This window comes from Streptomyces sp. PR69 (assembly GCF_026420845.1).
GTDB lineage: Bacteria > Actinomycetota > Actinomycetes > Streptomycetales > Streptomycetaceae > Streptomyces.
In genome coordinates this window covers 13,478-26,783 of record NZ_JAOWCB010000023.1, presented here as the reverse complement: position 1 = coordinate 26,783, position 13,306 = coordinate 13,478, and the positions used below count along the sequence as shown (strand labels likewise).

The window sequence follows — 13,306 nt, the reverse complement described above, 5'->3', positions numbered from 1 at the left end:
GAAGCGCCAACGGGCCGAAGGGGCGTGCGCGCCGGGCTTCAGCGTGGCAACGCCGGCGGGCTCAGAGCAGACCGTCCCACATCTGCTCCAGCAGCACCGACCACCAGCTCTCCTCAGACGCCAGCGCCGCCGGGTCCAGCGCCGCCAGCTGCGCCTGAAAGTCGACCGTCCAGCGGCCCGCCTGCTCCTGGTTCAGCCCGTACCGCAGCCGCCACATACGGCCCAGAAGCGCCAGGCAGCGGACGAACTCCGGCATGCCGCTGTTCACGAACTGCGGCGCGACCGGCTGGCCGCCGGGCCCCGCCTCCACCGGCACCGCCACGATGTGCGCCGTGCCGTACTGGACGCAGACCGCCCGGCCGAAGTCCGTGCCCACCACCAGATACGAGCCGGCGTCGGACGCGGGCCGCACACCGCGCTGCGCGGCCAGCTCCGCCAGCGTGGGCACCACAGGCTGCGGCGGCTGCGCCCAGAAGAACGGGTTGAAGTCCCCCGGCAGCCCCGCCCACACGAGCGTCGCCGCCACCAACTCGGGCACCCCCTGGCGGGAGACCGACCGCTGGTCGAAGCGGCAGATGCCCTGCGGGCCGAACGCGGCCGCCAGCTCCTGCGCGATCGCCTCCGGCGGCGCGGGCGGGGCGGGCCGCACCTGCGGCAGCGGGGCGCGCACCGGGGCGGGGCGGGCGGGGCCGTCCGCGACCTGGTGCAACTCGCCCTGATGCGCGAGCAGCTGCCGCATGCCCTGCTGCCGTGAGGCATGGTCCCGGCCATACGGGGCGATCGAAGTGATCCGCGCCTGCGGCCAGTTGTCCCGGATCATCCGTGCGCAGTACGCGCCCGGAAGCTCACAGGACTCCAGCTCCGTATGCAGCTCCAGCACCTGGTCCGGCGGTACGTTCAGCGCACGCAGCTCATGGAAGATCTGCCACTCCGGGTGCGGGGTGCCGGGCGCCGAGCGGCGGATGAGCTGCTGCTCGGAGCCGTCGGGCGCGCGGTAGCGCAGCACGGCCTGGTAGCCGGGGCCGACGGTCGGCAGCCCGCTCGGCTGCGGCGGATAGCCGTACGAGGGCGGGCGGCCGCCGCCGTGAGGGGGCTGCGGCTGGTGCGGCTGATGCGGCTGCGGTGCTCCGGGCGGCGGCCCGGGCGGTCCCGGCGGGCCGGGCGGCTGCGGCGGCTTCGGACCGAGCTGACCGGGGTCCGCCAACACGGTCGCGGCATGGTGCACCCCACCCTGCGGCGGCGGAGCCGCCCCCGGAGCAGCCGGAGGCGCAGGCGGCCCAGGCGGCTGCGGCGGCTTCGGACCCAACTGACCCGGATTCGCCAACACGGTCGCAGCATGATGCACCCCACCCTGCGGCGGCGGAGCCGCCCCCGGAGCAGCCGGAGGCGCAGGCGGCCCAGGCGGCCCCGGAGGACCAGGCGGCTGCGGCGGCTTCGGACCCAACTGACCCGGATTCGCCAACACGGTCGCAGCATGATGCACCCCACCCTGCGGCGGCGCGGGCGGGCCGGGCGGCTCCGGCTGCCCCGGCTGCTCCGGCTGCTGCGCGGGCTCAGGGTCGAGTTGGGAGACGAGCTGCGTCGGCAGATACCCGCCCGCCGGAGCGCCGGGCGCGCCCGGCCCCGACGGGGGAGGCGTCGGGTTCCCGGACGGAGCGGGCGGGGCGTCCGCCGGCCGTTCCAGTCCCGCGTCACCGGCCCCTTCGGGCCGCACGGCGGGGGAGATCGCCGTGGGCGGCAGCTGGCTGCCTCCCGACATCAGCGCCGTCGGGGCGTCCGCCGGGGTGCTCGGCGGCGGAGTGTCGTCGTCATCGGCGCCCGACAGCGGCGGGGCGAACACCGTGGCCGGCAGCGGGACGGAGCCGTCGTCCGAACCGCCCCCGCTGGTGTCCGTCCAGCCCGCCGTCTGCGACGACGCGGCGTCGGAGGGCAGCGTGGACTCCTCCGTGTGCCCGCCGGAGGGGGCGGAGGCGCTGGGCCACAGCGAGCTGCTCTGCGAGACGTTGCCGCCGGACGACGCGTCGGCGTCGGGGCGGCCGGACCCGCCCATCGGCGTGACGCCGCCGCCCGCCTGCGAGGCTTTGCCCCCGCCGGATGTCGCGGAGGACGCCTCCAACGACTGCGCGTCCGGGACGCTCTCGCCCTGGGAAGCGTGCGCACCGGCAGGCCCGGCGGCCGGTACGGGGGTGCCCTGCGGCGACGCGGCATATGACGCGCGGCTGCCAGCGCCGCCGGGCACAGCGTCAGAGCCCGCCTCCGCGGCCCGGGGGACGCCGTCGTCCGCAGCACCCGAACGGGAGGCTTCACCCGAGGCGCCGGAACCGGGCGACTCCGCGACCGTACGCGCGTCCGCCCCAGAGGAGCCCCCCGCGCCGGACGGCGCGGAACTCGAACCCGCGGCAGCGGGGCCTGCCCCACCCCCGCCCCCAGCAGCCGCACCCGCCGCATCCGGAGCGCCGGACGGCGCACCCGAGCCCTCGCCAGAAGGCACAGCACCCGGAACCGGACCGCCGACGCCGAGTCCCCCAGCACGGGACGACCCCGCGCCGGCGGCCGATGAGCCGGTGCCCGCGCCGGACGGCACAGCACCCGAACCCGCAGCGGCGGAGTCAGCCCCGCCCCCCGCATCCGGGACACCCCCGGACACACCCGAGCCCGCGCCAGGCGGCACAGAACCCGAACCCGCGCCCGCATCCCGCACGCCGGACGGCACAGCACCCGCCCCCACAGCAACGGAACCAGCCCCACCCCCCGCATCCGGGACGCCCCCGGACACACCCGAAGCCGCGCCGGACGGCGACCCCGCGCCCGACACGCCCCCGGCAGCCCCCGTACCCACCGCGTCCGGATCACGCCGCGGCGCGCCCACGCCGGGGCCCGCATGCGCATCCCCCGCGCGGGACGGCGCGCCCGCGCCCGGACCCGCAGCCGCGGGACCCGCTCCGGCAGACCCCACAACCGCGCCGGACGGCGACCCCGTGTCCGGGATGCCCATCCTGTCCGCCGCGTCCTGAAGCCACTCCGGCGGCGTCAGCAGGAACGACGTCTGATTCAGATCGATCCGCTGCGGCGGCTCCGGCGCGGCCGGAGCCGCGTCCGCCGCCGCCGACCCGTACTCCTCCTCGTACCGGCGGATGACCTCGCCCACCGGCAGCCCGGGCCACAGCGTGGCCTCCCCGCTGTCCCGGGCGATCACCAGCCGCTGCCGGCCGCCGTCCGAGACGGGGCCTCCCTCGCGGTCCTCCGCCCACACCACAAAGCCCAGCTCGAACTCCCGCACCCGCACCTCGCGATGCTGATACGCGGGCACATCGCCGTTGATCCACTCTTCGGCGCGCTCCTGCGCCTGCGCGAACGTCACCATCGGACCGTCACCCCTCGTCCGAGACCGGGACGGCGCGCGCGAAGCCGCCGTCCACCATCAGGTTCGCCACCGTCTGAAGTTCCGGCGGGCTGCCCGCCAGCCGCCGCAGAAAGCCGTCGAAGTCCTCGCCGCAGGGCAGCAGCAGCCGCTCCACACGCTCCTGCACGGTCCAGCCGTCCTGGTCACGCGCATCGTCGTACGCGCAGAACCACACCGACCCGGCCCCCGGGCCCTTCACCTTCACGGCGATCAGCCCGCCCTGGACGAAGCCGACGCCCAGATAGTCCTTCGTCAGATGGTCCCGCAGACACTTGTTGACGTACACCAGGTCATTGACGGCGGCTTCATCGCGCACGGTGAAGAACGGCTGGTCAACCAGCAGCCCCAGCTCCGCGTCCAGCGCCACCCCGGCCGGCGCGCAACCGCCCGCCGCCTTCAGGAAGGAGCGGTACGCGCCCGGCAGCCGGTAGCCCAGATCCTCCTCCACGCCCCGCAGTTGCTGCTCGCTCACCGGCAGCGCCCGCTTCGGCAGGGCGAAATGAGCCGGCCGCGTCTCCTGCAACGGGCGCGTCCCGCGCTTGCCCTGGTCCACGGCGGCCGTGGCCAGTCCGCCGTGGTGCCGCAGCAGCGCCTTCACCTCGGCCGGGATCAGTTCGAGCCGGCGCGTGCCCGGCACGTGATGCCATGTCCAGCCGTGCGGCGTCGCCACCGGAGCGACCGTGTCCCACAGCTCGTGCCCCGCGGCGTGCAGCGCCGCGTTCGCCGACACGTAGTCCGTGAGCCGCAGCTCGTCCACGCCGAAGCCCTCGGGCGGTTCCGCGATCTCCGCGGCGGCGCGCGCGTACGGAGAGAAGTCCGGGTAGCCCTGTTCGTCCACGCGCACACCTCTGGGGTGGCGGGAGGCCCGGACCGGGTCCGGGAAGTGCACAAGCTGCCCGGCGTAGGCCGCGTTCGGCGGCGCGGCCCGGCGCCCGAGCCGACCTGTCGTCATGGCGGTAGCCCCCTGCTGCGTCTGGCTGGTTCCGCACAGCCTAAGCGGTACGGTGACGGCCGCCCCCGGCCCGCCGCCCCGGTCACCGGCAGTCACAGCCGGACCCCCGCGCCCGGCTCACGGCGGAATGCGAACGCACCCCCTCAACACGCCCGCCGACACGTATAACCGACCCCGCTTCCACACCAGCCGCCCCATTTGGCAGGCTGTCTAGGCAACTCGGGGGATTGCAGAGGGGACGAGACACCATGCACACAGCGCAACAGGGCACTTCAGGTGATCCACGTCTCAGCTGGAGCAGCACCGAAACGGGCATACCGCCCGCGCTCCACCACCGCAGGGACGGCATACTCCCGGCCGTCGCCGCCGCCCTGTCCGTCCGCGGGCGGACGCTGACCTGCACCGCGGGCAAGGGCGATGAGCCGCCCGCGCTCCATCCGCTCGTACAGGACTTCCTCGACACCCTCACCAGCGGACAGCGCGAACGCTTCACGGGCCGCTGCCCCGAAGCCATCCTGCTCTCCCGGCACCTCGCCTCGGCGGAGAGCCAGCGCTCCAAACGCGCCCAGCGGAAACCCCTCACCCACGGGGAGGCACGGCGCTCGCTCAAGCACGCGAAACTCACCGCTCGCCGCATCCGGGAGGACGGCGACCCGCTCCACGGCAGCTACGCCGCGCCCTGCCGCTCCTGCGCGGCGCTCCTCGACCACTTCGGCGTACGCCCTGTAGACCCGGCCGCCGCCCTTCCCGAGAACGGCTGAACGCGACCCCGATGCCCGACTACCCCAATCTGAGCACCACCCGCTTCCCGGTGGCCGTCGACGCCGCCCTGCGCACGGCCGGCTGGCAGCCCGGCCGCTGGGACATCAAGCTCGCCGAACACTGGGCCGACGCCCTGCGCGCCCATGTCTCCCCCGCGGGCCACCGGCACCAGGTGTTCCCCGCGGCCGTCGAAGCCTGGGCGGAGTTCGGCGGACTGCGCATCGTCCCGCCGGGGCCGGGCCGCCAGACCGCCCCCAGCGCCGTACGCTTCGACCCGCTCGCGGGCCTCCATATGGCCCGTACGCTCTCCGACCTCGGGCGCGCGCTCGACACCGAACTCGCGCCGCTCGGCGAGGAAGACGGCCATATGGGCGTGCTGGCCATCGACGCGGTCGGCCGCGTCTACACCGTCGACCACACCGGCGACTGGTATCTCGGACCCACCCTGGACCACGCCCTGTCCACGATCGTGACCGGGCTGCTCCCCACTCGCCTCACCTCGCCGTAAGCCGCGGCGACGCGCACGGCGCGAGGCTCCCCGCGGCACCGCCGGCGCCCCGCGGCACACCTGGTGTCCGCGGCATACCCGGCACCCGCGGCCCGCACCGCCCGGCCCCGGCACGAGACCCGGCACGCAGGCACGGCCGCGGCGGCAGGGGGCAGGGGGCAGGGGGCAGCGTGACAGGACGGCAAGCACGGGGCCGGCCGGTCAGGCCGCGCCCTCGGGCAACCTCTGGCGGCCCCCCAGGAGGGCCGTGCCTCAGGCCGCGCCCTCGCCCGCGTCCGCCGCGGGCAGCACCGCCGACACCCGGAAACCGCCCGCGTCCGTCGGCCCCGACACAAACACACCGCCCAGCGCGGTGACCCGCTCCCGCATGCCCACCAGGCCGTTGCCGCCGCTCGGCAGACCGGCGTCCGCCGCCCCGGCGGACGCGTCCGGCTCGCTGTTCTCCACCTGCATGGCCACCTCCGCGCCCCGGTGCGCCAGCCGCACCGTCACCCGCGCGCCCGCCGCATGCTTGTGGACGTTCGTCAGCGCCTCCTGCACCACCCGGAACGCGGTCTGCTCCACCTCCGGCGCATACTCCCGCGCCTCCCCCTGCACGGACAGCTCCACCACCATCCCCGTCTGCCGGGACTGTCCCACCAGGGACTCGATGTCCGCCAGGCACGGCCCGTCGTCCGCGGCCGCGGCTGCCGCGGCCGCTGCCGCCGCCGCGCCCACCGCCGCCAGCGGCGCGGGCGCCTCAGCAGGGGGCCCGGCGAAGGCCCCGGCGGAGGCTTCGCCGGGGCCTTTGCCGGGAGCCGCAGCGCCTGCCGCGGCGGCGGGCCGGGGCGCCAGCACATCCTCCCCGGACCGCAGCACCCCCAGCATCTCCCGCAGCTCGGTCAGCGCCTGCCGCCCCATGTCCCCCACCAGCGCGGCGTTCTTCACCGCCTTCTGCGGGTCCTTCAGCGCCACCGCCTGCAGCGCGGCCGCATGCACCACCATCAGGCTCACCCGGTGGGCGACGACGTCGTGCATCTCGCGCGCGATCCGGGTGCGCTCCTCCTGGCGGGCCCACTGCGCACGCTGCTCCGCCCGGTCCGCCAGCAGCGACAGCTCCTGCTCCAGACTGTCCGCCCGCTCCCGCAGGCTCTCCATCAGCCGCCGCCGCGCCCCTATGTAGAGGCCGAACAGCACGGGCGGCGCGGTCAGCCCCAGCGACACCAGACCGGCCATCAGCGGCACATACCAGGGCCCCGGGTCAAACTCCGTCGTGTCCACGCCCTGGCGGACGTCCACGAACGTGACGATGAAGGCCGCCGCGAGCTGTGTGCCGGCCAGCAGCGCGGTGATCCGCCGGGGCACCTCGGACGCGGCGAGCGTGTAAAGGCCGACGACGCCCAGCAGAAAACCGATCTCCGCGGGCGTGGTCGCGATCGACACCAGCACCACGGCGATCGGCCACCGCCGCCGTACGACCAGCACGGCCCCGACGAACAGCCCGAACAGCACGCCGAACGGCACCGGCAGCGCCGCCTTCTCGGCGAACCCCACGCCTTCGAGCCCGCACTCCAGGGCCGACAGAACCCCCAGCCCCACATCCAATGCGACGGACCGCCGCCGCCCCCACCACAGCCAGGCCCGGTCGGGCGTGCCCGCAGCGTCCTGGTGTGCCCCCGTTGTGGTCATGCCTCCCAGCCTACGGGCGGCCGCGAATCGTTTTCCGGGCAGTCCGGGCGGCCCTCCCGGACGGGGCTCGGCTCCCGGCAGGGGCACGGCGGAGGGGGCACGGCCGAGAGGCGGGAGCGTCGCATCGGAGGGCGGCGGTACGGCATAGTAGGGGCTGCGTCCGCAGCCGATCACCTGAATCGGACATAGCGGCAATCCCGGGTCGTCTAAGGGCAAGACGTCAGATTTTGGTTCTGATCATGGGGGTTCGAGTCCTCCCCCGGGAGCACATCCGTTCAGCGCCTGCCTCCCGTTCGGCTCCTGACCTCCGCGTCAGGGCCCGCCCGCATTTCCCGGATCAAACCCCCCGGTATCCTTCGGATGTCCACCACCCGAAGCCGAAGGGCATTTCCCGTGAGCGCCAACCGCCCGGCCGCCGTCGTCGTACTCGCAGCGGGTGAAGGCACCCGCATGAAGTCGAGGACTCCCAAGGTTCTGCACGAAATCTGCGGGCGTTCGCTCGTCGGACATGTGGTGTCCGCGGCACGCGAGCTGGGGCCCGAGGAGCTCGTCGTGGTCGTCGGGCATGCGCGTGAGCAGGTCGAGGGGCATCTCGCCGAGCGCTGCGCGGGGACCAGGACCGCCTTCCAGGCCGAGCAGAACGGCACGGGGCACGCGGTGCGGATGGGGCTGGAGGAGCTGGGGCGGACGCCCGAGGGGACCGTCGTGGTCGTCTGCGGCGACACTCCGCTGCTGTCCGGCGCGACGCTGGGCGCGCTCGCAGAGGTGCACGCCTCCGACGGCAACGCGGTGACCGTGCTGACGGCCGAGGTGCCGGATGCCACGGGGTACGGGCGCATCGTGCGCGATCCGGCCACCGGCGCGGTGACCGCGATCGTGGAGCACAAGGACGCGACCGAGGAGCAGCGGGCGATCCGGGAGATCAACTCCGGGGTGTTCGCGTTCGACGGGCGGCTGCTGGCGGATGCGCTGGGGAAGGTGCGCACGGACAACAGCCAGGGTGAGGAGTACCTCACCGATGTGCTGGGGATTCTGCGTGAGGCCGGGCACCGGGTGGGGGCGTCCCTGGCGGGCGACCACCGGGAGATCCTGGGGATCAACAACCGTGTGCAGCTCGCTGAGGCGCGCCGGCTGTTCAATGAGCGGCTGCTGCGCGAGGCGATGCTCGCGGGCGTCACGGTGGTGGACCCGGCGTCGGTGCAGCTCGATGTGACGGTGACGTTCGAGCAGGACGCGGTGGTGCATCCGGGGACGCAGCTGCTGGGGTCCACGCATCTGTCGGAGGGCGCCGAGGTGGGGCCGAACTCCCGCCTGAGGGACACCTCGGTGGGTGCGGGCGCGCGCGTGGACAACACGGTGGCGGACGGCGCGGTGATCGGCGGGGGGGCGACGGTGGGTCCGTTCGCGTATCTGCGGCCGGGTACGCGGCTGGGTGTGCGGTCAAAGGCGGGCGCGTATGTGGAGATGAAGAACGCGTCGATCGGCGAGGGGACGAAGGTGCCGCATCTGTCGTATGTGGGGGATGCGACGATCGGCGATTATTCGAATATCGGCGCGGCCAGTGTCTTTGTGAATTACGACGGTCAGACGAAGCATCACACGACGATCGGTTCGCACTGCCGTACTGGTTCGGACAATATGTTTGTGGCTCCTGTCACGGTCGGGGACGGTGCGTACACCGCGGCCGGTTCGGTGATCACAAAGGATGTGCCGCCTGGTTCGCTGGCTGTCGCCCGTGGCCAGCAGCGGAATATCGAGGGCTGGGTGGCCCGCAAGCGGCCGGGCAGCGCCGCCGCGGAGGCGGCGGCCGCGGCAACGGAACGGGTACGCGACGAGAACTGACCGGAAACAGGTGCGCCGATCTCGGCGTACCGTGATACGTGCACACAATTTCGGCTGGCTCGCGCCGAGGACTCTCGCGGCCAGGGATCACGTCTGAGGAGACAGTGCTGTGACCGGGATCAAGACGACCGGCGAGAAGAAGTTGATGCTCTTCTCCGGCCGCGCCCACCCCGAGCTGGCCGAGGAGGTTGCGCATCAGCTGGGCGTCGGCCTCGTGCCGACGAAGGCCTTCGACTTCGCCAACGGCGAGATCTATGTCCGGTTCCAGGAGTCCGCGCGCGGTGCGGACTGCTTCTTGATGCAGAGCCACACGGCGCCCATCAATAAGTGGATCATGGAACAGCTGATCATGATCGATGCTCTGAAGCGGGCCTCCGCGCGGAGCATCACCGTGATCATCCCCTCCTATGGCTATGCCCGTCAGGACAAGAAGCACCGTGGCCGTGAGCCGATCTCGGCGCGGCTGATCGCGGATCTGCTGAAGTGCTCGGGTGCGGACCGGATTCTCACGGTGGATCTGCACACGGACCAGATCCAGGGCTTCTTCGACGGCCCGGTGGACCATCTCTCCGCGCTGCCGGTGCTGGCGGACTATGTGGGCGCGAAGGTCGACCGGGACAAGCTGACGGTGGTCTCGCCGGACGCGGGCCGCGTCCGGGTGGCGGACCGCTGGTGCGACCGGCTGGACGCCCCGCTGGCGATCGTGCACAAGCGCCGCGACAAGGACGTGGCCAACCAGGTGACGGTGCACGAGGTCGTCGGCGAGGTCGAGGGCCGGGTGTGTGTGCTGGTCGACGACATGATCGACACGGGTGGCACAATCTGCGCCGCGGCGGAGGCGCTGTTCGCGCATGGCGCGGAGGATGTGATCGTGACGGCGACGCACGGCATCCTGTCCGGGCCGGCCGCGGACCGGCTGAAGAATTCCAAGGTCAGCGAGTTTGTGCTGACGAACACCCTGCCGACGCCTGGCGAGCTGGAGCTGGACAAGATCACCGTGCTGTCGATCGCTCCGACGATCGCCCGCGCGGTGCGCGAGGTGTTCGAGGACGGCTCGGTGACGAGCCTCTTCGAGGAGCAGGCATAACCGCCGTCTGCCTCTGACTGAGCGGCGGAGGGCCGTCCGGGTGCGCACGCCCGGACGGCCCTTCGGCGTTTTTGGCAGCCGGGAGACTGATCGGCTCAGACTGATCGACTTTGGGCCTGTTCGGGGCGCGGGTAGACTGGCGGGGTTGCTCGGCGAGGGAGGCCGCATCCTGATCGGTGCGGCGGTCCGTTATCGACGCGCTCTTCGTAGCAGGCCAGTCGTGGCCGGGTGACCGCCACCAGTCTCTGTCTTACGAGGAGTGCATATGTCCGAGGTGAAGCTCACCGCCGAGCTCCGTGCCGATTTCGGCAAGGGCGCCGCCCGCCGTGTCCGCCGTGAGGGCAAGGTCCCGGCCGTCGTCTACGGCCACGGCGCCGCGCCGCAGCACATCGCGATCGACGGCCACTCGCTGATGATGGCCCTGAAGACCCCGAACGCCCTGATCCGCCTGGACGTCGACGGCAAGAGCTCGCTGGCCATCCCGAAGGACGTCCAGCGCGAGGCCATCCGCGGCTTCCTGGTCCACGTGGACTTCCTGGCCGTGAAGAAGGGCGAGAAGGTCTCCGTCGAGATTCCGGTCCACGCCGAGGGCGACCTCGCGCCGGGCGGCAACCTGCTTGAGCACGTGCTGAACACGCTGCCGGTCGAGGCCGAGGCCACCCACATCCCGGAGTCGGTCACCGCCTCCATCGAGGGTCTGGAGGCCGGCGCCTCCGTCCTGGCCAAGGACGTCAAGCTGCCCGAGGGCGTCACGCTGGCCATCGACGGCGACGAGGTCGTCCTGCACGTGGTCCACGCCCAGGCCGAGGAGCCGGCCGCGGCCGGGGCCGAGGGCGAAGAGGCCGCCGAGGCCTGAGCCGTACGCTCTGCTTGACGGGGTGGCGGGCTGCGGCCCGCCACCCCGTTCCCTTTGCGACCCGAGGAGATGTGAGAGGCAGATGACGACGGACGCAGCCGCCCCGTGGCTGATCGTGGGGCTCGGCAACCCGGGCCCCGGCTATGCGGGCAACCGCCACAATGTGGGCTTCATGGTCGTCGACCTGCTCGCCGAGCGTATCGGCGGCTCCTTCAAGCGGGCGCAGAAGACACAGGCGCAGGTGCTGGAGGGCCGGATCGGCGCTCCCGGCCCGGCGAGCCGCCGGGTGGTCCTGGCCAAGCCGATGTCGTATATGAATCTGTCCGGCGGCCCGGTCACGGCGCTGCGGGACTTCTACAAGCTGCCGACGGCGAACATCGTGGCCGTCCATGACGAGCTGGACATCGACTACGGCGCGCTGCGGCTGAAGCTGGGCGGCGGCGACAACGGACACAACGGTCTGAAGTCGATGACGAAGGCGATGGGGCCCGACTATCACCGGCTGCGGTTCGGGATCGGCCGTCCGCCGGGCCGGATGCAGGTGGCGGACTTTGTGCTGAAGGACTTCTCGTCGGCGGAGCGCAAGGAGCTGGACTACTTCGTGGACCGGGCGGCCGACGCGGTGGAGTGCCTGGTGTCGGAGGGCCTGGAGCGGGCGCAGAGCGCATACAACTCGTGACCGGGGCGGCGTACGAGCGGCGTACAACTGGGGACAACACCGGTCAAGCCGCCGACCGAGGTTGACCGAACGCGGTCGGGTGGCCAAGGATCACGCCCCATGAAGCGTGCCTCGAAGCGGACTGATGCGCTCCTGTACGTCCAGCGGGCGGCGATGGCGCTGGTGGCCGCGCTGCTGCTGGCGGCCGGCTGCTGGTCGTCGTGGGGCACGGCACAGCATGTGATCCTGTCCAAGGGCCGTGAGCACGGCACGCTTACCGTCACCGGCTGTTCCGCGGACGTCTGCACCGGCCGCTACGCCCCGGACGACCCGGCGGCGCCCCGCGACAAGGTCACCATCGAGAAGTCGGTCGCCGTGGACAAGGGCGCGGTGCTGTCGGTGGTGTTGAAGCCGGGCACGGCCGAGGCGGTGCGCACAGGGCCGGCCGGTACGCTGCACGCCTGGCTGCCGCTCGCGGGGGCGCTGGTGCTGGCCGCGCTGGTCATCGGCGGCGGGCTGCGGATGACGCGTACGGCATGGACGGCGGGGGCCGTGGGCGGAGTGCTGCTGGTGGGCACGTTCTTCGCGCTCTGAGCCCAATCGTTACCCACGATCTTTCCTGCATAACGGGCATGGCGCGCATCAGCTGACGTCTGTCCCTTGACCGGAAACAGCCGTCGGCTGGAAGCTGAGCCGCCACCTCCCACGGCACATGCATATCCACCTGCCACAGAGGTATCCCTCATGCCCACTTTCCGGAACCGTTGGGCCACTGCCGCCGTTCCCGCGGCCGCTTCTCTGCTCCTCGTCGCCGGCGGCGCTCCCGCGTTCGCCGCGGACGGCGACGGCCTCTACAGTCCCACGCTGCGCCAGCAGCTTCCGCGCACGGCCACCACTCAGGACGACGGCGCCCCGCAGGAGAACGACTGCGCGGACATCCCCGCCGACATGGACGGCTGGCACTTCGTACTGCCCGGCAACAAGGCGGACTTCGTCAAGCTGACGGTGACGTTCGAGCCCGGCGGCCAGCAGGTGATCACCGACTTCGGCCCGCCGTCCGGCATGCACGCGTATGTGGCCTCCCAGCCCGGCGCGACCCTCGTCTCCGTCGTCGCCGAGGTCAAGGGCGGCGGGCTGGAGAAGTTCAACCTCTCGCACACCTGCCCCGCGGGCGCCGAGCCGGTGAAGCCGGAGCCGGACGACACCCCGGACGGCGACGAGACGCAGACCACCGAGCCGTCGCCGAGCAGGACGTCGAGCGAGACGACCGACGGGAAGCCGTCCGCCACGCCGTCGAAGACCGCGTCCGAGACCACATCCGAGACCGCGTCCGAGACGGGGAAGCCGTCGGCGACCCCGTCCCCGGACGCTTCTTCCCCCGCCGCCTCCATGCCCGCCGAGGAGGGCGGCAGAGGTGCGGGCGACCTCGCGGAGACGGGCTCCAGCACGCCGGTTCTGGCGCTGTCCGCCGTGGCCGCGGCCCTTGTCGCGGGCGGCGGCTTCCTGGTGCTGCGCCGCCGCAGGGCCGCGTCGCAGAACTGACCGCCGACCCGAAACGACCACACGGCGA

11 protein-coding genes and 1 tRNA gene are annotated in these 13,306 nt (G+C 72.8%); 9 read left to right on the top strand and 3 right to left on the bottom strand.

Features of this window, described 5'->3' with window-relative positions:
• Positions 1-61: 61 nt before the first annotated feature.
• Together OF819_RS20855 and OF819_RS20850 are read right to left on the bottom strand one after the other, a co-directional pair.
• A complete protein-coding gene (locus tag OF819_RS20855; protein ID WP_267245127.1) occupies positions 62-3,364 on the bottom strand; it encodes an SUKH-4 family immunity protein in 3,303 nt (1,100 codons plus the stop codon).
• A 7-nt stretch (positions 3,365-3,371) separates the two neighbouring features.
• Entirely contained in the window at positions 3,372-4,355 is a 984-nt protein-coding gene (locus OF819_RS20850; protein ID WP_267245126.1) for an SMI1/KNR4 family protein, read from the bottom strand.
• A 248-nt stretch (positions 4,356-4,603) separates the two neighbouring features.
• On the opposite strand from OF819_RS20850, the gene OF819_RS20845 reads away from it, so the two are divergent.
• Together OF819_RS20845 and OF819_RS20840 are read left to right on the top strand one after the other, a co-directional pair.
• Positions 4,604-5,116 carry a YwqJ-related putative deaminase gene (locus tag OF819_RS20845; RefSeq protein ID WP_267245125.1) on the top strand — a complete coding sequence of 171 codons (513 nt, stop codon included), beginning with the start codon at positions 4,604-4,606 and terminating at the stop codon, positions 5,114-5,116.
• Positions 5,117-5,127: 11 nt separating this feature from the next.
• Complete coding sequence (locus OF819_RS20840) at positions 5,128-5,625, top strand: SUKH-3 domain-containing protein (protein ID WP_267245124.1); 498 nt, start codon at positions 5,128-5,130, stop codon at positions 5,623-5,625.
• 252 nt (positions 5,626-5,877) lie between these two features.
• Here the strand turns inward: OF819_RS20840 and OF819_RS20835 are convergent, their stop codons facing one another.
• The gene (locus OF819_RS20835; protein ID WP_267245123.1) at positions 5,878-7,293 is read right to left on the bottom strand and encodes a sensor histidine kinase; all 1,416 of its coding nucleotides are present in this window, start codon (positions 7,291-7,293) and stop codon (positions 5,878-5,880) included.
• 195 nt (positions 7,294-7,488) lie between these two features.
• On the opposite strand from OF819_RS20835, the gene OF819_RS20830 reads away from it, so the two are divergent.
• The 7 genes from OF819_RS20830 (at position 7,489) to OF819_RS20800 (ending at position 13,278) form a co-directional block, all read left to right on the top strand.
• Positions 7,489-7,559 (top strand) — tRNA-Gln (locus OF819_RS20830).
• A 127-nt stretch (positions 7,560-7,686) separates the two neighbouring features.
• Positions 7,687-9,135, top strand: coding sequence for a bifunctional UDP-N-acetylglucosamine diphosphorylase/glucosamine-1-phosphate N-acetyltransferase GlmU (gene glmU, locus OF819_RS20825; RefSeq protein WP_267245122.1), 1,449 nt, complete (start codon positions 7,687-7,689; stop codon positions 9,133-9,135).
• Positions 9,136-9,244: 109 nt separating this feature from the next.
• A complete protein-coding gene (locus OF819_RS20820; protein WP_240140182.1) occupies positions 9,245-10,222 on the top strand; it encodes a ribose-phosphate diphosphokinase in 978 nt (325 codons plus the stop codon).
• Between the two features lie 265 nt (positions 10,223-10,487).
• Complete coding sequence (locus tag OF819_RS20815; RefSeq protein ID WP_267245121.1) at positions 10,488-11,078, top strand: 50S ribosomal protein L25/general stress protein Ctc; 591 nt, start codon at positions 10,488-10,490, stop codon at positions 11,076-11,078.
• Positions 11,079-11,160: 82 nt separating this feature from the next.
• Complete coding sequence (gene pth / locus OF819_RS20810; protein ID WP_267245120.1) at positions 11,161-11,757, top strand: aminoacyl-tRNA hydrolase; 597 nt, start codon at positions 11,161-11,163, stop codon at positions 11,755-11,757.
• 99 nt (positions 11,758-11,856) lie between these two features.
• Positions 11,857-12,330 (top strand): hypothetical protein, encoded by a 474-nt coding sequence (locus tag OF819_RS20805; protein WP_267245119.1) that lies wholly within the window; start codon positions 11,857-11,859, stop codon positions 12,328-12,330.
• 150 nt (positions 12,331-12,480) lie between these two features.
• On the top strand, positions 12,481-13,278 hold the full coding sequence (locus tag OF819_RS20800; protein WP_267245118.1) for an LPXTG cell wall anchor domain-containing protein: 798 nt from the start codon (positions 12,481-12,483) through the stop codon (positions 13,276-13,278).
• Positions 13,279-13,306 lie beyond the last annotated feature (28 nt).